The organism is Bradyrhizobium sp. SRL28, assembly GCF_018596315.1.
Lineage (GTDB): Bacteria > Pseudomonadota > Alphaproteobacteria > Rhizobiales > Xanthobacteraceae > Bradyrhizobium.
The window spans coordinates 446014-470505 of sequence record NZ_JAHEAG010000003.1 but is presented as its reverse complement, the minus strand read 5'-3'; the positions used below and the strand labels follow the sequence as shown (position 1 = coordinate 470505).

Sequence of the window (24492 nt, the reverse complement as noted above, 5' to 3'; positions counted from 1 at the left end):
CTTGGTTCCTCTGCTGGCGGCCGCGGGCCTTACCACCGCCGACATAAATGATACGTGCCGACGGCTGGAGGTGAAGGCCCAGATCAAGGTGCTTGAGCTGGCGGCGGAGGCGATCGGTGACGATCTCCTGGGATTTCATCTGGCGCGCGACTTTGAGCTGGGTGAGATCGGCTTGCCTTACTATGTGATGTCATCATCGGAATCTCTCGCGGAGGCTCTTCGCAACGCCGCGCGGTACAGCGCAGTTGCCAATGATGGCGTTCGCCTGAAAGTTCGACAGGATCGCGACGCGGTTATCGAAATTGAGTACGCCAATGTTGATCGGAGTTCCGATCGGCATCAGATCGAATTCTGGATGGTGGCGCTGGTCCGGATTTGCCGGAAAATAACCGATTGTCGGTTGGCGCCGCTTCGCGTCGGTCTCAGGCATTCGCGAAAAAACGCGCCGCCGGAACTCAACGCGTTCCTGGGATGTGAAGTCGATTTCGGGAGCAATGCCGATGAAATCGTGCTTTCGAAGGCTGTTTTTTCTCTGCCCGTCGCCGGCGGCGATCCCCATCTGCACAACCTTCTCGTTGGGTATGCGGAGGAAGTACTTGCGCGCCGGTCGGCACTAAGTGCTGTCGGTGCTCGATCAAAGGTGGAAGACGTGCTGATCAAGTTGCTGCCCCATGGGCGCGCCAACGCCCTCGAAGTCGCGCGGCAGCTTGGAATGAGCCGTCGAACGCTGACGCGTGCGCTTTCGGGCGAGGGGACTTCATTCTCGGAGGTGCTGGAGCAGTTGCGGGAAGTTCTTGCCAAACGCTATCTGCGGGAAAGGGAATTGCCGGTTTCCCAGATAGCGTGGCTCCTCGGCTATCGGGAAATAAGCTCGTTCACCCATGCCTGCAAGCGATGGACCGGAATGACGCCGAGACGGTTGCGTCTGGCTGATCTTCCGTCTGCAAACTAGCTGCAGATCAATGCCGGACGAAGCTGGATGATGGTCAGATGTATCGTGGCCAGTAGGGAACGCAGAAATGTTTCAGAGAGGCGGCTCCATGAGCCGCCTCTCTTGATTCTCGCGACCGGCGTGAAGGCAGCTCGCAACAGCGACTCACGGTTAGGTCGAGAAAAAAGCCCCGGATGAGGCCGGGGCTTTAAGTCTACTGGAGAAGCGTTGATCAGTAACGGGCCGCGATTGGCGCCCCGTAACCGCCGAAGCGGTAGTTGATACGCAAGGTGACCATATCCACGTCTTGGGTGATCCGGCTGTTGGCAAAAGAGGCGGCAAACACAGGGAGGCCCGTGAACGAATTATTAGCATCGCCCATGAACAGGTGGTCGTATTCAAGACCGACCGACCAGTTCGGTGCAAAGCCGTACTCAAATCCGACACCCACGACGCCGCCCCAGCGGGTCGCGCTGGCCGAGGCCAGGTCAACAAAGAATAGGTCATCGCGGATGGTAAAGCGGTTGCTCGTCACCGCCGCACCGCCCTTTATGTAGAGCAGCGCTGCATTCCAGGCGTAGCCAATCTGGCCGGTAAAGAGGCCGATGCCATCGGTTGTGGTGCGAAGCGAGAGCGTAGGATCGAACAGGCTGACGCGCGAGTGGCTGAGATCCGCCCAATCGCCCTGGGCTTCCACGCCAAACACCCACTGATTGGCTTGCCAGCGATAACCGATCTGGCCACCGGCGAGGCCGCCGGACCGCGAGCTGCAGCCCTCATCGAAGGTGCCCAACACGACCACATTAACTAAATCCCAACAATTGCGGCTCTGACCCCAACCGCCATTGCCGCCGATGTAGAAGCCGCTCCAGTTGTAGATCACCGGAAGTGGGGCGGGTGGCGGAGCCTTAACGGCCATGTCGGCGGCCGATGCAGGCGCGGCGGCCACGGTAATTGCCGCGAAACTGACAGCGGCGGCTAAGAACTTTCTCATCGCGATGTCCCCTTCATCCCTAGTTCAAACATTCAACTATGTGCACGTTTGCGCAGCAAATCTGTTGCATTTGCCGTGTGGAGCGTAGTCTGCGTCGGACAACACCCGCGTAACAGAATGGCAACACTCAAGCGCAATCCTAATGCACGGAATCGTGCATTATTCCTGATCGTCGCGGGGAGGCGGCTCGTTGCCTGCTTCGTCAGCGAGCCAGGCGTAAATATGCGAGGAGGGGACAAGCCGTTTGGGTGAGTGCGGATTGATTGTGCCGGCAAACACAGTCAGGCCTTCGTCAAGCTTTGAGCGAGCGAAGATCTTGGCTTCGGCTTCCGTCGCAAACGTCCTTGTCTCACGAGGGCTGCGCTGCTTAGGCAGGATGCCGCGTTTGCGAATTTCAAATGTGACGTACCAGATCGGCGTCGCTGCACCCGTCAATGTCATCCCCCGGACGGCGCGGTCGGTCGCGTGGTGCGAACGTCTTGATCCCGGCAAGAAGAGACACAACCACACCTGCTAGCATGCGGCGCCAAAACGGAAGTCGGTTCATTGATGTAAATCAAGGTGCGCCTGGTGATCCCTCGAACGGCTCGTCGCCTTACCAATAGGGAGGACCACCATGAAGCAGTTTGGCATTATGCGGATGTTGATCGTGGCAGCCGCCTTCGTGTGCGGATTTGGTTCGTTTGAATCGGCGCAAGATAGTCTGGCGCTATCCATTCAAAGCGCTGAAGCAAGGGTCGGACGACCGGCAACGCCTGTGAGCGTCGCTGGCGTAGCGCGTCGGCAGACGCGGCGGGCCGTCTTAGGAGGCGCCGCTGTGGGTGCGGCGGCTGCCGGCGCGGCATGCGTCCGGGTGCTCGTGAATGGAAGATACGTGTGCCGCTGATGCACTTTAAACGTTGAACTCCCGTTCGCTGGCCTCGCGGAGGTGACCTCCGGTATGGTGATCAGCGAAGCGAACGTGTCAGGGTGACAAGAATACATGGAATGCTGGTCATTGTTTGACGACAAGCTCCCGTCTGATGCAGCGCCCCTCCAGCAGGCTGCCTAAGCCTCAATTCGCCTCCGTGGTTCTTGACCAAGGTAGAGGCTGCCTCACACCGCCAGCACGTTATCGTCGATCTCGGCAATCGTGTTGACGCCGCACAGCCCCATCGTCGTGAGCATTTCCTTGGCGAGGATGTCGATCGCCTTCGCGACGCCCTCCTGTCCGCCGGCACCTAACCCATAGGCATAGGCGCGGCCGATCATGCAGGATTTTGCGCCGAGCGCGAGCGCGCGCATCACGTCCATGCCGGTGCGGATGCCGCCGTCGAACATGATTTCCGTCTGCGAGCCGACGGTGTCGACGATTTCAGGCAGCACCTCGATCGACGACGGCGCGCCGTCGAGCTGGCGGCCACCATGGTTGGAGACAACGATGGCCTGCGCGCCGGTCTTGGCCGCGATCTCGGCGTCCTCGACGTCCAAAATGCCTTTCAGGATCAACTTGCCCGGCCAGATCGAGCGGATCCAGTCGATGTCCTTCCAGTTCAGCGAGGTGTCGAACTGCGAGGCCGTCCATTCCGCCAATTTGGTGAGATCCTCGGTGCCTTTGACGTGGCCGACGATGTTGCCGAAGCTGCGGCGCTTGCCGCGCAGCACGCCGGCGACCCATGACGGCTTGCTGGCGAAGTCGAGCAGTTTCGACAGCGACCATTCCGGCGGCACCGACATGCCGTTCTTGATGTCCTGGTGGCGCTGCCCGATCACCTGCAGGTCGACGGTAAGCACCAGTGCCGAGCATTTCGCCGCGATCGCGCGCTCGATCAGCGCCTTGATGAAGCCGCGGTCCTTCATCACGTAGAGTTGGAACCAGAACGGCTTGTCGACGGCGGCTGCGATATCCTCGATCGAGCAGATCGACATCGTGCTCTGGGTGAAGGGAATGCCGGCGGCCTGCGCGGCGCGGCAGGCATGGATCTCGCCGTCGCCATGTTGCATGCCGAGCAGGCCCACGGGAGCGAGGATCAGCGGCATCGCGGCGGGCTCGCCGAGGATCGTGGTGGAGAGATCGCGCTTGGAGACGTCGACCAGGATGCGCTGGCGGAACTTGATCTGCCGCAGGTCCTCGGAATTGGCGCGCAGCGTGTCCTCGGTGTAGGAGCCGCGGTCGGCATAGTCGAAAAACGCCTTGGGAACCCGGCGCTTGTGCAACTGGCGCAGATCCTCAATGCAGGTGATGTGCTTCATGGACGTCCCGGCCCTTCTTGAATTTTCTGGCGGTGTCGTCATCTAGCACGGTTGGATGGCCAGCCAAATCGCATCTCATCCATCTCTTGGGCGCCATTCCCGACGGGAGGACATCCCATGACCGGACCGCGAAAAGCTGCCCCCACTGACGCCGGCTCGGCCGATCGTGAGGAAAAGCGCCGGCTCGACGACGCCCTGGAGGAGGGTCTGGAAGAGACCTTTCCGGCTTCCGACCCGGTTAATGTCACCAGCCGCCGCCCTCGAAGGGCGACCGCCGCGTCATGCGGCGCAACTAGCGCCCCGGTTCCAGGGCTGCCATTCGCAGGAATATCCTGTTATACCAAGCGTTTGCAGGTTGGCCGCGGCCGCTTGCAACCGTAATGATTAATCACATTTTTTGAAGCCATTTTAGTCGTCGAGGGATTATAAGCACCTTGCACGCTACGATGGTGGGCGTTCGGGGGTTCTTGGCCGGGTATGGTCTGAAAGAAAGTCCCGGAATAGCTGGGGGTTACATGAGCCGCAAATATTTCGGTACCGACGGAATTCGGGGCCGCGCCAATGGACTGATCACGCCGGAGCTCGCGCTCAAGGTGGGGCAGGCCGCTGGCCTGGTGTTCCAGCGTGGCGATCACCGCCACCGCGTCGTGATCGGCAAGGACACCCGTCTCTCCGGCTACATGATCGAATACGCCATGGTGGCCGGCTTTACCTCGGTCGGCATGGACGTGCTGCTGCTCGGCCCGATGCCGACGCCGGCGGTCGCGATGCTGACCAAGTCGATGCGCGCCGATCTCGGCGTGATGATTTCGGCCTCCCACAACCTGTTCGAGGACAACGGCATCAAGCTGTTTGGCCCGCAGGGATTCAAACTGTCCGACGACGTCGAAAAGCAGATCGAGCAACTGCTGGACGAGCCGATCGACCGTCGTCTCGCGCAGAGCGCCAGCCTTGGGCGTGCCCGCCGTATCGACGGCGTCCATGACCGCTACATCGAATTCGCCAAGCGCACGCTGCCGCGCGAGCTCTCGCTCGACGGATTGCGCGTCGTGATCGATTGCGCGCACGGCGCCGCCTACAAGGTGGTACCGGAAGCGCTGTGGGAATTGGGCGCGGACGTCATTGCGATCGGCGTCGAACCTGATGGTTTCAACATCAACAAGGAATGCGGTTCGACCTCGCCGGAGGCGCTGGCGAAAAAGGTGCGCGAGATGCGCGCCGACATCGGCATCGCGCTCGACGGCGACGCCGATCGCGTCATCCTGGTCGACGAGCGCGGCCATGTGGTCGACGGTGATCAGTTGCTCGCGGTGATCGCGCAAAGCTGGAAGGACGACGGCCGTCTCGCCAAGCCCGGCATCGTCGCCACCGTGATGTCGAATCTCGGGCTTGAGCGTTTCCTCGAAGGGCAGGGCATCGGCATGGTGCGCACGCCGGTCGGCGACCGCTACGTGCTCGAACAGATGCTCAAGCAGGGCTACAATCTCGGCGGCGAGCCCTCGGGCCATATCATCCTCTCCGACTACGCCACGACAGGCGATGGCTTCGTCGCCGCGTTGCAGGTGCTGGCCGTGGTGCAAAAGCTTCGCCGTCCGGTGTCGGAAGTCTGCCACCGCTTCGATCCGCTGCCGCAGATCCTGAAGAACGTGCGTTACCGCAGCGGCAAGCCGCTCGACCATGCCGAGGTGAAGTCGGCGATCATGGACGGCGAGAATCGTCTCAACGGCCACGGCCGGCTCTTGGTCCGTTCGTCCGGCACCGAGCCCGTGATCCGCGTGATGGGCGAGGGCGACGATCGCATCCTGGTCGAGGACGTCGTCGATCAGATCGTCACCGCGCTCGGCCACGCCGCGGCGGCATAAGCCAGTATTATTCTGATAGCGCAGGATCGCTGATCGGTGGTGCGGCAACGCATCGCAGCCATAAGCTATTGATGCTGGTCGCGACGATAGCCCGGTCGTAGAACACGAGACATTGCCTGTCCGCGATTCTTTTTCGGGAATGCGCCCTTGAACAAGCCCGTCATCGTCTCAGAGGAAACGGCGACCGCGCCGGTCGTCGTGCCGGACCTGGCGGGCCTTGCCGCCAAGGCGGCTGTCGCGGGGCCGGCCTATGTCGTGCTGACCGGTATCAGCTTCTCGCATTTCCTCAACGATACCATGCAGTCGTTGATCGCCTCGGTCTATCCGATCCTGAAGGACGCTTACGCGCTGGACTACGGGCAGATCGGCATGATCACGCTGGCGTTTCAGTTCACCGCGTCGCTGCTGCAGCCGCTGGTCGGGCATTTCACCGACAAGAAGGCGCAGCCGTTCTCGCTTGCGATCGGCATGGGTTTTACGTTTTTCGGATTGTTGCTGCTGAGCGTCGCGCATCTCTATCCCATCATCCTGATCGCGGCGGCGCTGGTCGGCCTTGGTTCGGCGGTGTTTCATCCGGAGTCGGCGCGGATCGCGCGCCTTGCTTCCGGCGGCCGCTACGGCATGGCGCAATCGGTGTTTCAGCTCGGCGGCAGTTTCGGCACGTCGATGGGGCCGGTGCTGGCGGCGCTGATCGTGGTGCCGTTCGGCCAGCCCTCGATCGCGTGGTTTTCATCGATCGCGTTTCTGGCGATCGTGATCCTGTGGCGGATCGGTGTCTGGTACAAGCCGCAGATCGCGACGAAGAAATCGGCTGTGATCGAACGTCATCCGGACCTGCCGGATTCGCGGCGCGTGAAAATTGCGCTCGCGGTGCTGGTCGCGCTGCTGTTCTCAAAACAGCTCTACGTGTCGAGCCTGTCGAGCTATTACATCTTCTATCTGATCGACAAGTTTCAGGTGTCGACCCAGGCGGCGCAGCTCTATCTGTTCATCTTCCTTGCCGCCAATGCGGCGGGTGCGTTCTTCGGCGGGCCGCTCGGGGACCGCTTCGGCCGCAAATACATCATCTGGTTCTCGATCCTGGGCGCGCTGCCGTTCACGCTGGCGCTGCCCTATGCCGGCCTTGCCGCGAGCGCCGTACTGACAGTTTTCATTGGCCTCATCCTCTCGTCGGCGACGTCCTCGATCATCGTGTTCGCGCAGGAACTGATGCCGCATCGCTTCGGGATGATCTCGGGCGTTTTCTTCGGCGTTGCCTTCGGCATCGGCGGACTTGGTGCAGCCGTGCTCGGCAAGCTCGCCGATCACACCGGGATTGCCTTCGTCTATCACCTCTGCGCGTTCCTGCCCGCGCTCGGCCTGCTCGCGGTGTTCCTGCCGAAGATGCCCAAGCACGTGCGCTAATTTGGTCTGTCATGCGGCTGGGTTCATTGACCTGCCGAGCCGTAGCCGCATCAGAAATTGCTTCAAGACAATGTCATTCGCGCGCCGCGCGGCGGGAAGGGCGTGGTCGACCCCGTGGTGTTGGCAGGCTGGTCGGCAATTTCACGGATTTGCGCAACATATCGACGAACGCCTCGGCGGCCGGGGAGAGAGAGCGGCCGTTTCGTGTGATCACCGCGACGGAGCGCAGGATCTGCGGGTTTTCCAGCGGCCGGAGGCTAATCGTCGGGTCGGTCAGGATTCCAACGCATTGAGGCAAGATGGCTATGCCGAGGCCAGCCCGAACCAGCGCCAGCGCCGTCCCCGCATAGGCGACTTCGTAGGCTGGCGTTAAGGTCAGGCCAGCTTGGGAAAAGCCGTCCTCGGTCAAATCCCGGAAGATGCTGTCGCGGTTCAGGGAGATCACCGGCAGACTGGCGAGATCGCTCCAGTTGAGCCGGGGTAGTTTCCCGATCGGATGGCCGCGCGGATAGACCGTCACCAGCGGTTCCTGAAACAGGGGAGTCCATTGCAGTTCCGGCTCGCGGTCGCGAAAACTGCCTATGCCGAGATCGGCTCCGCCGCTGCGGACCTGCATCAAAACCTGCTCGGGCAACGAATCCTTCAGGTGCACCGAGATCGTCGGGTAGCGAGCCCTGAACTCGGCAATCACTTCGACGAGGAATGTGGTGGCAAGGATATAAGGAGCGGCCACGACGACCTTGCCGCGCTGCTTCGCCCCCAGCTCCGCGACGTTCGCGAGTGTCGCATCGAGATCGTCCAACAGTCGTTCGGCGCTGCCCATGAGCTCTAGCCCGGCGGCAGTCAACTCGACCTTGCGAGTGGAGCGTTCGATAAGCTGGACTTGCAGGTTGTCCTCGAGCTGACGGATCAGCAGACTCAGAGCTGACTGCGTCAGGTACAGGCGCTCCGCCGCCTTCGTGAAGCTCTTGAGCTGAGCCACAAAGACGAAGGCGCGCAGCTGACGGACCGTCACATTCATTGGCAAGATTCATAAATCTGGCAGATGATCTCCCCCGCATTATAAGTTCACCAGCCGCCACTTACAACGCCGACGCCCGTCAGCCTCGCCATCGGCGCCCGCGACGTCAGCTTGCGTTGCGGCGCAGGATGCGTGGCGAGCTGTGGTTCATGAATGAAAACGCTTATCGTTCTTCATCGACAACCCAGGGCACATTTGCGGGCACCCGCCTGAAGCTTCGAGCCCGGCCGACGCGCGGACCGCTTCCAACCATCGCAAAGACCTCATTCATGAGTTTTCCAAATCAATTGATTGGAAATATTCGTTTGAATCATGCGTCGCGCGCGCCTCTAGTGAGCACAACAGCGCAACAATCAGAACGAGGAAACGACATGGATCGACGTCAGTGCCTTGGGGCGATGTTGCTTGCAGCGGCCGCAACCATCGCGCCTGCAGCCTGGGCGCAAGACAGCTATCCCTCACGCCTGGTGAAGGTGGTCGTCGGATTTCCGGCGGGAAGTGCCACCGACGTTGCAGCCCGCGCCGTGGCGGAAGCGTTGGCCAAACGGCTGGGTCAACCTTTCATCGTCGACAACCGGCCCGGCGCAGCGAGCAGTATCGCGGCCAAAGCGGTTGCGACGTCTCCTCCCGACGGTTACACGATCTTCGTTGGAACGGTCGCGAACACGATCAACGCCGCCTTCGCGGACGCTAACTCTCCTGACCCGGCAAAGGATTTCACCGCGGTCACGATGATTGGCAGCGTGCCGAACATCCTGGTGGTGAATCCGTCGCTCGGCGTTACATCGGTCGACCAGTTGATCCGCGCCGCGAAGACGAAGCCGGGCGAGATCGCATATGCCTCCTCGGGCCACGGCACCTCGCCGCATTTTTCCGGTGAACTCTTCTCCGCGATGGCTGGCATCAAGATGCAGCATGTGCCGTACCGTGGCAGCACACCGGCCGTGACGGACCTGCTCGGCGGTCAGGTGGCGGTCATGTTCTCGCCGGCCTCCACCGTGTTGCCGCACATCGCCGCCGGCACGTTGAAGGCGCTTGCGACGACTGGCGCGAAGCGAACGCCTCTCGCGCCCGATCTGCCGACGGTGCAGGAACTCGGATTCAAGGACTTCGAAAGCTCGGTGTGGTTCGGTTTCCTGCTGCCGGTGGGCACGCCGCCCGAAGTGGTGGCGAAAGTTCAGGCCGCGACCCACGCCGCGCTCGACCAGCCGGATATCCAGAACCTGTTCCGCGCCCAAGGCATCGAGGTCGTCAAGTCCTCCCCGGACGAGTTTGCTCGCTACATCCGCAGCGAAACCAGCAAATGGGTCAAGGTCATCCAGACTGCCGGCATCAAGCGCGAATAGCCGCTCAACACGAAAGGAGATTGCACATGGCCAAGTTGCGAGCCGTGGAGTGCCGCGCGTTCATCCAGGCCGTCACCGAAAAGGCTGCTGAAATGGGCGTTCCTGTCTCGGTCGCGATCGTGGGACCAGAGGGGCACCTGATTGCGCTGGAGCGCATGGACGATGCCGGCTTCATCACGCCCGATACCGCGCGCGCCAAGGCATTCACCGTCGCCGCCTTCCGATCGATGAGTCCGCGCTTCGCGGACGGGCTGGTCATCCAGCAGTGGTTCAAGGAGCGTAACCCTCAGATGCTGATGAACGCCGCTGTATTTACCAATGGCCAGATTGTCGCCTCCGGTGGCTGTGCGCCGGTCTTCAAGGGCGCCGAGATGGTCGGCGCCTACGGCATCAGCGGCGCTACCGGCGATCAGGACGAAGAGATCGGTCGGTATGCGCGCGAGAAGGCGGGCTGGGCCCATATGGCGGAGCACGACACCACTCCCGAGAACGTCAAACGGCATGTCAACGAGATCTACGCCAAGGTAGGTCTCGGCGACCGTTCCTTGTGACGATCATTGCAGGTCAACTCCATGGCGACATTTTCCATCGATACCGTCGGCGCCGCACGTTCTCTGCGCGATGCGGCCCGCACCGGCAACTTCATCGCTCCGTTGCGCGAGACGTTCCCATTGATGACGGCGGCCGACGCCTATGCAATCCAGCGCACGAACACGGAGCATCGCGTACGCGAGGAGGGCAGACGCATCGTCGGCTGCAAGGTCGGCCTGACGGCGAAGGCGGTGCAGGCGCAACTCGGCGTCGATCAGCCCGACTTCGGAATGCTGTTCGACGACATGGGGTTCGGCGACGCCGAGCCGGTTCCGATGGAAGGGTTGCAGCAGCCGAAGATCGAGGCAGAGGTGGCCTTCGTTCTCGGGCGCGACCTGGACATGGAGAAGCCCGGACACGCCGACGTCATCCAGGCGATCGATCACGTGTTGCCCGCACTCGAGATTGTCGGCAGCCGTATCGCGGGCTGGAACATCCGCTTCGCCGACACCGTGGCGGACAATGCCTCTTCCAGCGCATACGTGCTTGGAAGCACGCCGAAAAAATTATCCGACGTCGACCTCCGGCTTTGCGGGATGGTGATGACGCGGCGCGGTGAACCCGTGTCCGTCGGCGCCGGTGCAGCGTGCCTCGGCAACCCGCTCAATGCGGTGGTCTGGCTTGCCCGAACGATGGCTGCCGTGGGGCAGCCGCTCCGAGCAGGCCACCTGGTGCTTTCAGGCGCGCTTGGACCCATGGTCGCCGTGAACGCAGGCGACGTCTTCGAGACCCGCATCAACGGCCTGGGCAGCGTCAAAGCCGTATTCGAAACTGACCTGACGGGAAGACAACTCACATGATCCGTGTCGAGGAATTGGCAGAGCAGCTCGACGCCGCGGCGCGCGGGGCCCGCGAAATCGCGCAGATCGATCCCGAGGGTCACCTGTCGCTGGAGGATGCGTACGCGATCCAGCGGGCGTCGATCCAGCGCCGCATGTCGCGCGGCGCGCGGCGCGTCGGCGTGAAGATGGGATTCACGAGCCGCGCCAAGATGGTCCAGATGGGCCTCAGCGACGTCATCTGGGGGCGTTTGACCGCCGACATGCTGATCGAGGAAGGCATGGCCGCATCGTTCGCACGCTTCGTGCATCCGCGCGCGGAACCGGAAATCGCGTTCCTCCTGAAGAAGCCGTTGCCAGGCAACGTGACCGCCGTGGAAGCGTTCGCGAGCGTGGAGGCCGTGGCGCCTGCGCTCGAGGTCATCGATTCGCGCTATCGCGACTTCAAGTTCACATTGCCCGAGGTGATTGCCGACAACGCGTCATCCAGCGGGATCGTGGTCGGGCCGTGGAGCGATCCACGCGAGGATTTCAGCAACCTCGGCCTCACCATGAGCATCGACGGCCGCGCCGTGCACGTGGGATCGACGGCCGCAATCCTCGGTCACCCGCTTCGATCGCTGGTCGCCGCTGCGCGCCTTTCCAATGCGGCGGGCGAGCCGCTGCAGGCCGGCTGGGTGGTGATGGCGGGCGGCGCTACACCGGCCGAGTGGATCAAACCCGGCCAGTATGTCTCCATCGAGATGGAACGGCTGGGCGGCGCCGGCTTCCACATGGTGAACTGACCGATGCCCAACGCAACGATCCACAAGGTCAAGGCCGCGATCATCGGCTCCGGCAACATCGGCACCGATCTCATGATCAAGGTGATACGCCAGGCCAGACACATCGAAATGGGGGCGATGGCAGGCGTCGATCCCCAGTCGGATGGCCTCGCACGCGCAAAGCGCCTCAACGTCGCGACCACCGCCGAAGGCATCGACGGACTGCTCAAGCTGGACGTATTCCCTGAGATCGACGTCGTCTTCGACGCCACATCGGCGGGTGCTCACCGGCATCACAACGAGGTACTGCAGCGTCACGGCATCCAGGTGATCGATCTCACCCCCGCTTCTGTCGGTCCCTACGTGATTCCAGCGATCAACCTTGAGGCCGAGAACGCCTCCAACATGAACATGGTGACTTGCGGCGGACAGGCCACGATCCCGATCGTCGCTGCCGTATCCCGCGTCGCGAAAGTTCACTACGCGGAGATCGTGGCGTCCATATCAAGCAAATCGGCCGGGCCGGGTACACGGGCCAACATCGATGAGTTCACCGAGACCACGCGTGCGGCGATCGAAAAACTTGGCGGTGCCGAGCGGGGCAAGGCTGTCATCGTCCTGAACCCGGCCGAGCCGCCGCTTATCATGCGTGACACTGTTTTCGTGCTGTCTGAACTCGCAGAGCAGGCCGCGATCGAGGCTGGCATTGCCGAGATGGTCGCGCGCGTGCAGGCCTATGTGCCGGGTTATCGGCTCAAGCAGCGGGTGCAGTTCGATGTCGTTCCACCGTCCGCGCCACTCAACGTGCCGAAGCTGGGGCCACGGCATGGTCTGAAGACTTCCGTCTTCCTCGAGGTCGAGGGCGCGGCGCACTACCTGCCTTCCTACGCCGGCAACCTGGACATCATGACCTCGGCGGCCCTGGCCTGCGGCGACATGATGGCTCGCCGACGTGTCGAGGCGGGCATCGCCCGCGGTCTGAAGCAACCGGCGTGAGTTTCGCCGAACCATCAGGGAGTGTCGGCATGAGCAGGAAGCTCTACATCTCCGACGTGACGCTGCGCGATGGCAGCCACGCCATTCGCCATCAGTACAGCATCGCCCAAATGAAGGCGATCGCCGCGGCGCTTGACGCGGCCGGCGTCGACAGCATCGAGGTGGCGCACGGCGATGGTCTCGAAGGGTCCAGTTTCAACTATGGTTTCGGCGCGCACACCGACGTGGAGTGGATATCGGCCGTCGCCGAGACGGTAAAGAAGGCCAAGGTCGCCACGCTGCTGCTGCCTGGCATCGGCACCACGCACGATCTGCGTCAAGCCTACGGCGCGGGCGCTCGTGTCGTGCGCGTCGCAACGCACTGCACCGAAGCGGATGTCTCGCGCCAGCATCTGGAGTACGCGCGCGAGTTGGGCATGGATCCGGTTGGCTTCCTGATGATGAGCCACATGGCGACGCCCCGGAAGCTCGCCGAACAGGCCAAGCTGATGGAGAGCTATGGCGCAACGTGCGTCTACGTCGTCGACTCCGGCGGAGCGCTCAACATGAACGACGTCAGGGACCGCATGCGCGCCTTCAAGGAGGTGCTGAAACCCGAGACGCAGACAGGCATCCACGCCCATCACAACCTCAGCCTGGGTGTCGCGAACTCGATCGTCGCCGTGGAGGAGGGCTGCGACCGCGTCGACGCCAGCCTGGCCGGCATGGGCGCCGGTGCGGGCAACGCTCCGCTGGAAGTATTCATCGCGGCGGCCGATCGCATGGGCTGGAATCACGGCACCGACCTGTACACGCTGATGGATGCTGCAGACGAGATTGTGCGGCCCCTGCAGAACCGGCCGGTGCGTGTTGACCGGGAGACATTGGCCCTCGGTTACGCCGGCGTGTACTCGAGCTTCCTGCGCCACGCGGAGATCGCGGCAGACAAGTATGGACTGAAGGCTGTCGACATTCTGGTCGAACTGGGCAGGCGCAAGATGGTCGGTGGACAAGAGGACATGATCATCGACGTGGCGCTGGATCTGCTGAAGGGCTTCCAGCATGAGCGCCAGCCCCTGAGCCGGTGACGCGCGGCGGCCTGACCGCGCGCCCGCTACACATTGACGAATGCACAAAAAGGGAAGGCAATCGCATGGACTCACTATCGCGCGTTTTATTCTCTGTTGGCGTCGTTCTCCTGGCGGGCTCTGCCACGAGCGAGAGGGCCCCGGCGAATTCTCTCGGCGGCCCCCTCAATCTGGCAGACGAAGGCACGTTCTTCGTCGGCGGAACGTCCTTGGTGTCAACGAATCCGGGTGCGTCTCCTGCAGGGCCTTCGCGGCCCGGCACCGTGACCGTCAACCAGATGTATGTGCATTATCGGATCCCGGCCCAACGCACCAATCCGGTGCCGATCGTGCTGGTCCACGGCGGCGGGTTGACCGGCGTCAGTTACGAGACCACGCCGGATGGTCGCGAGGGCTGGGCCACCTACCTGGCGCGCAAGGGCTACGCGGTCTACGTCGTTGATACGCCCGGCCGAGGCCGCTCGGGGTTCAACGCGACGGCAATTAACCAGGCGAAGGCTGAGTCCAGCGTGGCCGCTTTGCCGGGCAACGTGCTGATGGTGACAGCCGAGCTGGCGTGGCCGCTCTTTCGTTTCGGGCCGTCATCCGGAACGGCGTTTCCCGACACCCAATATCCGACCGAGGCGTTCGCTGCCTTCGGGTCGCAAGGTGTGCCGTTCGGAGAAGCGACGCTCGAAGGCGGCGCGATGGCGACCGCCCCTCGCGCACTTGCGGCGTTGCTCGACAAGATCGGTCCGGCCGTGGTCGTCGTGCATTCGCTCGCCGGCCCCTTTGCGGATGCCCTCGTCGAGATTCGACCCCGTCTGGTCAAGGCGGTGGTCAACATCGAAGGTGCGCAGGCCATTGTCCCTACCGAGGCCCAGATCGAAGCTTATCGGGGCATTCCGGTGCTCGAACTGTTTGGCGACCACCTGGATGCTCCCGTCTTTACCGGTCGCGCTCGCTACGAAGGACGAAGGGCTGTGGTGGAGCGCATCAACAAGCAGCAAGGAGGAAAGGCCACTCTCATCCGGCTTCCCGATGTGGGGATGAAGGGTAACTCCCACATGATGATGCAGGACAGAAACAACCTTCAGGTGGCGGATTTTGTGCTTGATTGGATCGGGAGCAACATCAAGTGATGGTCGTTACGCTGCGCTCGCTGGCGTTGGGTTGGGGATGCTCAGATTGCATCAACGCGCCGAGGGCGCGCTTTGGTCGGCTGGCTAAATTTGGCGCGCGCGACTGGCGATGCCGTCGCGTCAACAAAACCTTAACGCTGCGGATGACGAGCGTCTTCCTTCAATAGATCGTTAGGACGTATGGCAGTTTCGCCATTTATCCGTGGCGCAGAAGCATTAACTTTCGCGTCGCGAACAGGGGGCGCGGGAAAAAGTCAGAGTTTGTCAACCTTAAAAATTAGGGTTAAGCGCCGCTTAAGCATTTAATGCGATCGTCCGTCCGTGAGTTTTTGAAGTGGGGCCCATTGCAGTCAGCCTCACCGGACAAAAGGACGAAGCCCATGCGTAGCGTTAAGTCTTTCATTGCCGCCGGTGCGGCCACATTGTTGTCGCAGGCGGCGTTTGCTGCCGACATGGCCATTGCGCCGCCCCCGTACGCACCCCCGGTGGTCGAAGATTTCGGCGGCTGGTATCTGCGCGGCGACATCGGCTTCAGCAATCAGCGCGTCGATCGTCTCAACAACTTGCTCGACCGCAACAACACGTCGTCGGTTCAGACCCTGAACTTCAGCAGCGCGGGCATCTTCGGCCTCGGCGTCGGTTACAAGGTCAACAACTGGTTCCGCGCCGACGTCACCGGTGAATACCGCGGCAATTCAAGTTTCTTCGGCACCGATCGCATCACCTATGTCGGCGGCGTCGGCACCGACACCTATCACGCCACCAAGAACGAGTGGGTCGTTCTCGCCAACGCCTATGTCGATCTCGGTACCTGGTGGTGCATCACCCCGTTCATCGGCGCCGGCGTCGGTGGCGCGCGGGTTGCTATCAACGGCTTCACCGATCAGAGCATCGCGCTGAACGGTGGCGTTGGTCCGGCATTGCCGGGTCTTGCGTTCGGCGACAACGTGTCGAAGTGGAATTTTGCCTGGGCGGTCCATGCAGGTCTGGCCTACAAGGTCACGCCGAACTTCACTGTCGAACTCGCCTATCGCTATCTCGACATGGGCGACGGCCTGACGGGCGACCTCCGCGCTTTCGACGGCACCAACAACTTCAACAATCCGATGACCTTCAAGAACATCACCTCGCATGACCTGAAGCTCGGCGTGCGCTGGGATCTGACCAGCCCGCAGGTCTACGCGCCACCGCCGCTGATGCGCAAAGGTTAATCGCGACTTCCATTCGTTAACGGTTGTCGAACGGCGCGGGAGTTTCCCGCGCCGTTTGCTTTTGGCGCATGCCGATGCGGATGCAGCGCAGACGAAAAATGTTCGCCGGCTTTCCGACAAGATCTCGCCAATTAGATGCCGCGAGAACGATTGGTTAAGGTTAACAGGCGATGATCAACGCAAGTTCAGGGTGTGCTGATGGAGCGTTGCGATGCGTCGATTGTTGCTGGTGGCTGTGATGTGCGGAGTGGTAAGCGGCACGCAGGCGGCTGACATGCCGGACTTGCCCTTTCTCCGCGGCAGCTTCACCGACGGGTTGAGCAAAGCCAGCGTCAACTGGGGCGGCGGCTATATCGGTGGCCACGCTTCCCACGGCGCGGCGGACATGGACTTTACCAACTCCGGCCAGGACTTGCTCGCCAAGCTCCTGAACAACGTCGATCTGGAAGCGCAGTTCAATATCTCCCAGTGGCCCATGCTCGGCAAGGCCCATATGCAAAGCAGCGGCTTTGGCGGGTTCATCGGCTACAATTTTCAGTTTAGCGAGGCCGTCATCGGTGTTGAGCTGAACTATACCCACGGCAATTTCTTCGGAGCCAACAGTGGGAGTCAGTCCCGCGTGTTCCAGTACCCGGTCGACTACGTGTCGTACGCTACCGCATCCTCGTCGGCCTCGATGAAGATCACCGATTACGGCTCGTTGCGGGCGCGAGCCGCATACCCCGTCGACAATTTCCTGCCTTATGGATTTGTCGGCGTCGCGCTGGGGCAGGCGAACATCAATCGCAGGGCCGATGTGACCCTTAATTATCAGTATGTCGGCGCCGCCGTTCCCCCGCTTCCAAATTACGGGGGCACGACTAGCTTGACGGACAACGCCAACTCCCATTTCATCACGGGCTTCGCCGGAGGTATGGGTGTCGACGTAATGCTATACGCGGGGCTTTTCCTTCGTGCCGAGTGGGAGCATCTCCGGTTCAGTAGCAACAAGAATGTCGAGACCAGTGTCAACACGGTGAAGGCAGGCCTCGGCTACAAGTTCTGATCTCGCCGGCGGCGCCATCCGGACGCCGTTGACAGATTTGCCGCCGCCTGTTGCAGTGTCGCCCCAACGAGGGCTGCACATGAAGGTCTACGGCGATACCAATTCCGGCAATTGCCTCAAGGTGAAGTGGGTGTGCGACCATCTCGCGCTGCCCTACACTTGGATAGCGGTCGATACGCTCAAGGGCGAGACGCGCACCGCGGAGTTCCTCAAGCTCAACGGCGCCGGCCAGGTGCCGACGATCGAACTCGACGACGGCCGCACGCTGGCGCAATCCAACGCCATCATCCGTTATCTCGCGCGCGGTTCTCGTCTCATTCCGCAGGATGCGTTCGCGGCAGGGAAGATGGACGAGTGGCTGTTCTGGGAACAGTACAGCCATGAGCCCTACATCGCCGTATGCCGCTTCCAGATGTTCTATCTGGGCAAGCCGATTTCCGATCTCGATCCCGACAAGGTCAAGCGCGGCTATGCGGCGCTGGCGCGGATGGAGCACCAGCTCGCCATCACGCCATTTCTGGTCGGCGACGCCGTCACGCTCGCCGACATATCGCTGCTGGCCTATACGCGCGTGGCGCATGAAGGCGGCTTTCATCTCGACGGCTATGCCGCGGTGCGCCGCTGGATCGGCGCGACCGAAAAATTCCTCGGCCTGCCGCCGGCGCGCTGACTTCATCGGAAATTGTCATGTCTGCCATTTCAGTGGTCACCATCCGCCGCGCGCGCCGCGAGGACGTCGGCATCATCGTCGCCATGCTGGCAGATGATCCGCTTGGCGGCGGTCGTGAGCGGATCGAAGACCCGTTGCCGCAATCCTATTTCACGGCGTTCGAGACGGTTGATCGCGACCCGAACATCAAACTCGTCGTTGCCGAGGACGGCGAGGGCGCCGTGGTCGGCTGTCTGCAGCTGTGCATTCTGCCGGGGCTGAGCTCGCAGGGCGCTTCGCGCGGTCTGCTAGAGGATGTTCGTGTGGCCAAACACTGCCGCAGCCGCGGCATTGGTGAGCAGATGGTGCAGTGGGCGGTTGCCGAAGCGCGGGCCAAGGGATGCAAGGTGGTCGAATTGCTGACGCATCACACCCGCGTCGATGCGCAACGGTTTTACGAGCGGCTGGGCTTTGCGCCCAGCCATGTCGGCATGACCGTGCGGTTTTGATCGCGATGGCGTTTTCGAGCGAAGCATGCCCTCGGACTAGATCCGTGGGTGGAATTCGGTTCTCGTAAAGAAGACGCGTCAGAATAAAGGTCAGCGAACTGCAGTTGAAGCGCATTTGCGATGAATGCCTGAGGTAGTCCTCACTCTCCGATCCGGTTAACAACCGATAAACTACGCATGCGTCCGTGATTTTACGGACCGGAACGTCTCCGCTATGCCAGCGTATCCCATGGGGCTTTGGGCAGCTTGGGGATTTCAGATGAAAAAATATTCGATTGTCCGGATCGGAAGCGAATATGTAGTGCAGGCCGGAGAGACCAGCATTTTGAAGGTCTCGAGCCGGCGGGAGGCTGCCAAACTGGTCACTGATGCCGCCGAGCTTTTGCAGCAAGGGCCGGTGCCTGCCGCGGGTGAACAGCCATCAATCGAGCGTGAAGCGCCCGAAGTTTCTTGACGATCGGGCACGATTCCCCTAATGACCGCCGCGGGACACCTCCCCCCAACGGGAGGCTTACTATCTGGAAGGATAGATCATGACCGTAGCGAAGCCCGCTTCGCGGCCGAACGTGCCGCATTTTTCCTCCGGCCCCTGCGCCAAGCGCCCCGGCTGGAACCCCCAAAATCTCAAGGACGCAGCCCTCGGCCGCTCGCATCGTGCGAAGGTCGGCAAGTCCAAGCTCAAGCTCGCGATCGAACTGACGCGCGAAGTGCTTGAAGTGCCCGCCGATTACAAGATCGGCATCGTGCCGGCGTCCGATACCGGTGCGGTCGAAATGGCGCTGTGGTCGCTGCTCGGCGCGCGCCCCGTCACCACGATCGCCTGGGAATCCTTCGGCGAGGGATGGGTCAGCGACATCGTCAAGGAATTGAAGCTGAAGGACGTCACCAAGCTGCATGCCAGCTATGGCGATCTTCCCGACTTGAGCAAGGTCGATCAGGCCTCCGACATCGTCTTCACCTGGAATGGCACGACTTCGGGCGTGCGTGTGCCGAACGCCGACTGGATCAGCGCTGATCGTCAGGGTCTCACCATCTGCGACGCGACCTCTGCCGCTTTCGCGCAGCCGCTCGATTTCGCAAAGCTCGATGTGGTGACGTTCTCCTGGCAGAAGGCGCTGGGCGGCGAAGCCGCGCATGGCATGCTGATCCTCTCACCGCGCGCGGTGGAGCGGCTCGAAACCTACAAGCCGGCCTGGCCGCTGCCGAAGATTTTCCGCCTGACCAAGGGCGGCAAGCTCAACCAGGGCATCTTCGAAGGCGAGACCATCAACACGCCGTCGATGCTGTGCGTCGAGGATTATCTCGATGCGCTGAACTGGGCGAAATCGATCGGCGGCCTCAAGGCGCTGATCGCGCGCGCCGACGCCAACACCAAGGTGCTGTCGGACTGGAAGGCGAAGACGCCGTGGATCGATTTCCTGGCGAAGGATTCCTCGATCCGTTCCAACACCTCGGTGTGCCTCAAGTTCACAGATCCCGCGATCACCTCGCTGACGGCGGATGCGCAGGCCGAGTTCTCGAAAAAGCTCGTTGCGTTGGTTGAGAAGGAAGGCGCGGGTTACGATTTTGCCTATTACCGCGATGCGCCGGCAGGCTTGCGGATCTGGTGCGGCGCCACCGTGGAAGCTTCCGACGTCGCGCTGCTGACGCAGTGGATCGATTGGGCGTTCGCCGAGACCAAGGCTGCGCTGCCGAAGGCGGCTTGACGTAAGGCAACGTGAAGTTCGGCCGTGCGGATTTTCCGCACGGCAACACCTTTCACAGGCCATCCCATGTTCGAACCTGAGAACGATATCGAGCGTTTGCTGATGCGTGCATCGGCGGAGCCGGCCGAGCGGCCCGGCTTCGCTCGCGCGCTGATGGATGCCGAAGTGTTCGTTGTGCTGGTGTCCGACGGCAGTCCGATCGTCCCGGGGCCTGACGGCAAGGTCACGATACCCCAAGGCACCAAATTGACCCTGCCGAGCGCCATGCGCGGCGAGGAGAGGCTGATCCCGTTCTTCACGGCGCCGTCGCGGGCGCGCATCTGGTTCAAGGACGACCACATCGTTGCGCCGGACCGGACGCGCGATCTGTTCGAACGCTATCCGGACGCGCCGTTCTTGCTCAACCCTGGCTCGGACTACGGCAAGGAGTTTACGCCCCGCGAAGTGAAGCGATTGCTTGCGGGCCAGTTCGACGATGGTCCGAGGACCATCGTCACGGAGGAGCCGCAGCAGGTATTGCTGGGCCATCCCAAGGAAATCCCCGTGACCTTGATCGCGGCGCTGGCCCGAGAGCTTGATGGCGTCAAGACGGTGCAGGGCGCCTGGCTGATGTTGGCGATGCTCCCCGGCAACGCCGAACAAAGCTGGATGCTTGGCGTCGATCACTCCGGCGCGTGGCAGGACGTTCAAGACGCGATCGGCCGCGCGCTCACAGGCGACATTCTCAAGGGACGAATCCTCGACGCCGTGCCGCTCGAGGGCAGTTCGATCGCCTCCACCTTGCGTACCGGAATTCCCGTCACCGCCGCCGAGCGCGGCTCCCTTCATTAGCTCTTCAGGTAGACCAAATGACAAAGCCCAAAGTTCTCATTTCCGACGCGCTGTCTCCCGCTGCCGTCCAGATCTTCAAGGATCGCGGAGTCGACGTCGACTTCCAGCCCAATCTCGGCAAGGACAAGGACAAGCTCGCCGAGATCATCGGCAATTACGACGGTCTTGCGATCCGCTCCGCGACCAAGGCGACCGCGAAGATCATCGACAAGGCCACCAGGCTGAAGGTGATCGGCCGCGCCGGCATCGGCGTCGACAACGTCGAAATTCCCGCGGCGACCGCCAAGGGCATCATCGTGATGAACACGCCGTTCGGCAATTCGATCACGACCGCCGAGCACGCCATCACACTGATGCTGGCGCTGGCGCGTGAAATTCCGCAGGCCGACGCCTCCACCCAGGCCGGCAAGTGGGAGAAGAACCGCTTCATGGGCGTCGAGATCACCGGCAAGACGCTGGGCGTGGTCGGCTGCGGCAATATCGGCTCGATCGCCGCCGACCGCGCGCTCGGTCTGAAAATGAAGGTGGTCGCGTTCGATCCGTTCCTGTCGCCGGAGCGCGCCAAGGACATCGGGGTCGAGAAGGTCGAACTCGACGAATTGTTCAAGCGCGCCGATTTCATCACGCTGCACACGCCGCTGACCGAGAAGACCAAAAACATCATCGACGCGGCGGCGCTCGCCAAGATGAAGAAGGGCGTGCGGATCGTGAACTGCGCGCGCGGCGGCCTGGTCGACGAGCAGGCGCTGCTCGACGCGCTGAATTCCAAGCATGTCGCGGGCGCCGCCTTCGACGTGTTCGTCGAGGAGCCCGCCACCAAGAACGTGCTGTTCGGCCATCCCAACGTGATCTGCACGCCGCATCTCGGCGCTTCCACCACGGAAGCGCAGGAGAACGTCGCACTGCAGGTCGCCGAGCAGATGTCGGATTATCTGCTGACCGGCGCGATCTCGAATGCGGTGAACTTCCCCTCGATCACGGCGGAAGAGGCGCCGAAGCTGAAGCCGTTCATCGAGCTCGCCGAGAAGCTCGGCTCGTTCGCGGGCCAGCTCACCGAGAGCGGAATCCTCAAGGTCGAGATCACTTATGAGGGACAAGTCGCCGAGATGAAGATCAAGGCGATCACCTCGGCAGTGCTGTCGGGCCTGCTGCGGCCGATGCTGGGCGACGTCAACGTGGTCTCGGCGCCGGTCGTCGCGAAAGAGCGTGGCATGGTGGTGGATGAAATCGTGCGCGCGGCGCAGAGCGACTATGAAAGCCTGATCACCGTCACCGTCACCACCGAACGGCAGGAACGCTCGGTGTCCGGCACCGTCTATCATGACGGCAAGCCGCGGCTGGTCGACATCAAGGGCATCCGCGTCGATGCCGAATTCGGCAAGTCGATGATCTATGTCACCAACGAGGACAAGCCCGGCTTCATCGGCAGCTTCGCCGGCCTGCTCGGCGCGGCCCAGATCAATATCGCCACCTTCCATCTCGGCCGCACCAAGCAGGGCGGCGACGCCATCGCGCTGGTCGAGATCGACGGGCCGGTCCCGGCGGACGTGCTGACGAAGGTGCAGGCCTTGCCGCAGGTGAAGCAGGCTAAGGCGCTGGTGTTCTAACCGCGCGTCGCTCTTTTCCCTTCAGAGAGGGGATTGCTTACTCTTCGCCGTGGGTCCCGCCACGGCGAAACTACATGGAAGTCCCAATCGAACCAGTTTCCTTCTCGCCGCGTCTCACGACCGGGAGTGGTGGGGGTTGGCGCGTCGCCAGCCGGCGAACGGTTCAGGAGGGTATCCATGCGATTGATTACGAACGTTTTTTGGACGACGAGCCTCGTCGTGTTCACGGCGCTTGCCGGCGGCCCGGTGCGGGCGGCGGACGTGGCCGCCAGTTCGGCGGTGGATGCCGTCACGGTCTATCCCGATGGCGCGAGCGTCACGCGGATCATCTCGCTCGATCTGCCGGCAGGCGAGAATTCCGCCGTTCTCAAGGATTTTCCGCTCACGCTCGATCCGTCCTCGCTGCGGGTCGAGGGTGAGGCGGGCGCGAAACTCACGATCGGTGCGATTGACGCAAAACCGCCGCGCGCGGCGCCGCCGGTCAACCTGCCCGAACTCGACAAACGCATCGAGGCGCTGAAGGACGAGCGAGCCAACTTACAAGGCGCGATCGATGCGGCGACCGCGCGGCGCAAATTCGCCGAGCGCTTTGCGGATACGTCTCCGGCCGGAATCGGCGACAAGGGCGAAGCGCGGCCGATCGCCGAATGGCGCGCCGCCTTTGCCGCGGTCGGCGATGAAGTCGCCAGCGCTGACGCCGCCATCCGCGATGCCGGGCGCAAGCAGCGCGAACTCGACCGCGAAATCGCGCGTCTCGAACAGGATCGGGCGCAGAAGCCGCCGAGCAAGCTGGAAGTCCGGATCGAGCTCGCGGCGGCCGCCGCGACGAAAGCAACGCTGCGGGTGACCTACGCCGTGCGCAACGCGCGCTGGACGCCGCTCTACGACGCCCGCCTCGACACCGGCGCGAAAGACCGCAAGCCCGCGCTCGAACTGGTGCGCCGTGCCGAAATCACGCAAAACACCGGCGAGGACTGGTCCAATGTCGCGCTCGCCGTTTCCACCGTGCGAACCGCACGCGGCGGCAGCGCGCCCGACCTGAAGTCGCTCGTCGTTCAATACCCGCAAGTACCGCGTCCGATGGCCGCGGCGTCCGCGTCGGATCATGCAATGCCCTCGGCTGTACCGCCCCCGGACAGGCTGCGGCAGTTCCGCGCCACCGGGGGGAAGAGCGATGAGCCCGTGATGGAGAAGGCGGCCGAGCAACAGGCCGCAGCTGATGTCAGCGGCTTCCAGGTGGTGTTCAAGATTCCGGGGCGCGTCAGCCTCGGCGCCAGCGAAGGCGCCAAGAGCCTGCGCATCTCCAGTGCGAGCATTGCGCCCGATCTTACGGTCCGTGCCGTGCCGGTGCTGGACCCGACCGCGTTCCTGGAAGCCAGCTTCAAGCAGAACGAGGACGCACCGCTACTGCCCGGCCGGGTCGCGATCTACCGCGACGGCGCGTTCGTCGGCCGCGGGCAGATGGCCGCTGCGGCCAAGGACGAGACCGTGCGGCTCGGCTTCGGCGCCGACGACAAGATCAAGATCGAACGCACCGTCGTCAAGCGCAACGAGGGATCGGCCGGCCTGATCGTGACGACGTCGAAGACCGACGAACGCGCATTCAAGACCACGGTGCGCAACGGCCACGACTTCCCGATCCGGATCGCGATCAAGGATCAGTTGCCGGTCAGCGAGAACGAGGAGATCCAGGTCGAAATGCTGTCATCCACGACCCCGCCGACCGCGACCAACCTGCGATACGCTGGCCCAAGGACAAGGGCGTCGTGATGGTGCCGGCGGGCTGAGACTTTGCTGAAGCCCACGAGCTTCCCCGTCATGCCTAG

The 24492-nt window shown here is 62.5% G+C and carries 24 protein-coding genes; 20 read left to right on the top strand and 4 right to left on the bottom strand.

From position 1 onward, the window contains the following. Window position 1 precedes the first annotated feature (1 nt). Window positions 2-952: an AraC family transcriptional regulator gene (locus tag KIP88_RS10115; RefSeq protein ID WP_249790658.1), complete on the top strand. Its 951-nt coding sequence runs from the start codon at window positions 2-4 to the stop codon at window positions 950-952. 211 nt (window positions 953-1163) lie between these two features. Here the strand turns inward: KIP88_RS10115 and KIP88_RS10110 are convergent, their stop codons facing one another. Further along, a complete protein-coding gene (locus KIP88_RS10110) occupies window positions 1164-1925 on the bottom strand; it encodes an outer membrane protein (protein ID WP_214487735.1) in 762 nt (253 codons plus the stop codon). Window positions 1926-2084: 159 nt separating this feature from the next. Beyond that, on the bottom strand, window positions 2085-2360 hold the full coding sequence (locus KIP88_RS10105; protein WP_249790657.1) for a hypothetical protein: 276 nt from the start codon (window positions 2358-2360) through the stop codon (window positions 2085-2087). A gap of 181 nt (window positions 2361-2541) precedes the next feature. Between KIP88_RS10105 and KIP88_RS46435 the strand changes: the two genes are divergently transcribed. Then, the gene (locus tag KIP88_RS46435; protein ID WP_249790656.1) at window positions 2542-2811 is read left to right on the top strand and encodes a hypothetical protein; all 270 of its coding nucleotides are present in this window, start codon (window positions 2542-2544) and stop codon (window positions 2809-2811) included. 209 nt (window positions 2812-3020) lie between these two features. Here KIP88_RS46435 and KIP88_RS10100 read toward each other — a convergent pair whose 3' ends face one another. Next, window positions 3021-4157, bottom strand: coding sequence for an alpha-hydroxy acid oxidase (locus tag KIP88_RS10100; protein ID WP_214487733.1), 1137 nt, complete (start codon window positions 4155-4157; stop codon window positions 3021-3023). 515 nt (window positions 4158-4672) lie between these two features. Here KIP88_RS10100 and glmM point away from each other — a divergent pair. Both glmM and KIP88_RS10090 read left to right on the top strand, forming a co-directional pair. Continuing rightward, complete coding sequence (gene glmM, locus KIP88_RS10095; RefSeq protein WP_214487732.1) at window positions 4673-6019, top strand: phosphoglucosamine mutase; 1347 nt, start codon at window positions 4673-4675, stop codon at window positions 6017-6019. A 147-nt stretch (window positions 6020-6166) separates the two neighbouring features. Then, window positions 6167-7423 carry an MFS transporter gene (locus KIP88_RS10090; protein ID WP_214487731.1) on the top strand — a complete coding sequence of 419 codons (1257 nt, stop codon included), beginning with the start codon at window positions 6167-6169 and terminating at the stop codon, window positions 7421-7423. 73 nt (window positions 7424-7496) lie between these two features. Here the strand turns inward: KIP88_RS10090 and KIP88_RS10085 are convergent, their stop codons facing one another. Further along, window positions 7497-8444 carry a LysR family transcriptional regulator gene (locus KIP88_RS10085; protein WP_214487730.1) on the bottom strand — a complete coding sequence of 316 codons (948 nt, stop codon included), beginning with the start codon at window positions 8442-8444 and terminating at the stop codon, window positions 7497-7499. Window positions 8445-8815: 371 nt separating this feature from the next. Here KIP88_RS10085 and KIP88_RS10080 point away from each other — a divergent pair, with 371 nt between their 5' ends. The 16 genes from KIP88_RS10080 (at window position 8816) to KIP88_RS10005 (ending at window position 24436) form a co-directional block, all read left to right on the top strand. Next, window positions 8816-9790 carry a tripartite tricarboxylate transporter substrate binding protein gene (locus tag KIP88_RS10080; protein WP_214487729.1) on the top strand — a complete coding sequence of 325 codons (975 nt, stop codon included), beginning with the start codon at window positions 8816-8818 and terminating at the stop codon, window positions 9788-9790. Window positions 9791-9816: 26 nt separating this feature from the next. Next, the gene (locus tag KIP88_RS10075) at window positions 9817-10341 is read left to right on the top strand and encodes a heme-binding protein (protein ID WP_214487728.1); all 525 of its coding nucleotides are present in this window, start codon (window positions 9817-9819) and stop codon (window positions 10339-10341) included. A 21-nt stretch (window positions 10342-10362) separates the two neighbouring features. Beyond that, entirely contained in the window at window positions 10363-11181 is an 819-nt protein-coding gene (gene mhpD / locus KIP88_RS10070) for a 2-keto-4-pentenoate hydratase (protein WP_214487727.1), read from the top strand. Next, window positions 11178-11945: a 2-keto-4-pentenoate hydratase gene (locus KIP88_RS10065; RefSeq protein ID WP_214487726.1), complete on the top strand. Its 768-nt coding sequence runs from the start codon at window positions 11178-11180 to the stop codon at window positions 11943-11945. Before mhpD ends, KIP88_RS10065 begins: the two co-directional genes overlap by 4 nt. Window positions 11946-11948: 3 nt before the next feature. Next, on the top strand, window positions 11949-12920 hold the full coding sequence (locus tag KIP88_RS10060) for an acetaldehyde dehydrogenase (acetylating) (protein WP_249790655.1): 972 nt from the start codon (window positions 11949-11951) through the stop codon (window positions 12918-12920). Between the two features lie 29 nt (window positions 12921-12949). Continuing rightward, on the top strand, window positions 12950-13987 hold the full coding sequence (gene dmpG / locus KIP88_RS10055; protein ID WP_214487725.1) for a 4-hydroxy-2-oxovalerate aldolase: 1038 nt from the start codon (window positions 12950-12952) through the stop codon (window positions 13985-13987). Window positions 13988-14250: 263 nt separating this feature from the next. After that, window positions 14251-15108: an alpha/beta fold hydrolase gene (locus KIP88_RS10050; protein WP_214487724.1), complete on the top strand. Its 858-nt coding sequence runs from the start codon at window positions 14251-14253 to the stop codon at window positions 15106-15108. Between the two features lie 380 nt (window positions 15109-15488). Then, on the top strand, window positions 15489-16319 hold the full coding sequence (locus KIP88_RS10045) for an outer membrane protein (RefSeq protein ID WP_214487723.1): 831 nt from the start codon (window positions 15489-15491) through the stop codon (window positions 16317-16319). A 211-nt stretch (window positions 16320-16530) separates the two neighbouring features. Continuing rightward, on the top strand, window positions 16531-17364 hold the full coding sequence (locus tag KIP88_RS10040; protein ID WP_214487722.1) for an outer membrane protein: 834 nt from the start codon (window positions 16531-16533) through the stop codon (window positions 17362-17364). 79 nt (window positions 17365-17443) lie between these two features. Next, window positions 17444-18034, top strand: a complete 591-nt coding sequence (locus KIP88_RS10035) for a glutathione S-transferase family protein (RefSeq protein ID WP_214487721.1) — start codon at window positions 17444-17446, stop codon at window positions 18032-18034. 17 nt (window positions 18035-18051) lie between these two features. Next, window positions 18052-18522, top strand: coding sequence for a GNAT family N-acetyltransferase (locus KIP88_RS10030; RefSeq protein WP_214487720.1), 471 nt, complete (start codon window positions 18052-18054; stop codon window positions 18520-18522). Window positions 18523-18781: 259 nt separating this feature from the next. Beyond that, the gene (locus tag KIP88_RS10025; protein ID WP_214487719.1) at window positions 18782-18976 is read left to right on the top strand and encodes a hypothetical protein; all 195 of its coding nucleotides are present in this window, start codon (window positions 18782-18784) and stop codon (window positions 18974-18976) included. Window positions 18977-19055: 79 nt separating this feature from the next. After that, entirely contained in the window at window positions 19056-20228 is a 1173-nt protein-coding gene (locus tag KIP88_RS10020; RefSeq protein ID WP_214487718.1) for a phosphoserine transaminase, read from the top strand. 66 nt (window positions 20229-20294) lie between these two features. After that, window positions 20295-21059: an enhanced serine sensitivity protein SseB C-terminal domain-containing protein gene (locus KIP88_RS10015; RefSeq protein ID WP_214487717.1), complete on the top strand. Its 765-nt coding sequence runs from the start codon at window positions 20295-20297 to the stop codon at window positions 21057-21059. 17 nt (window positions 21060-21076) lie between these two features. Next, complete coding sequence (serA, locus tag KIP88_RS10010; RefSeq protein ID WP_214487716.1) at window positions 21077-22666, top strand: phosphoglycerate dehydrogenase; 1590 nt, start codon at window positions 21077-21079, stop codon at window positions 22664-22666. Between the two features lie 177 nt (window positions 22667-22843). After that, the gene (locus KIP88_RS10005; protein WP_374226438.1) at window positions 22844-24436 is read left to right on the top strand and encodes a mucoidy inhibitor MuiA family protein; all 1593 of its coding nucleotides are present in this window, start codon (window positions 22844-22846) and stop codon (window positions 24434-24436) included. The last annotated feature ends 56 nt before the right edge of the window (window positions 24437-24492 follow it).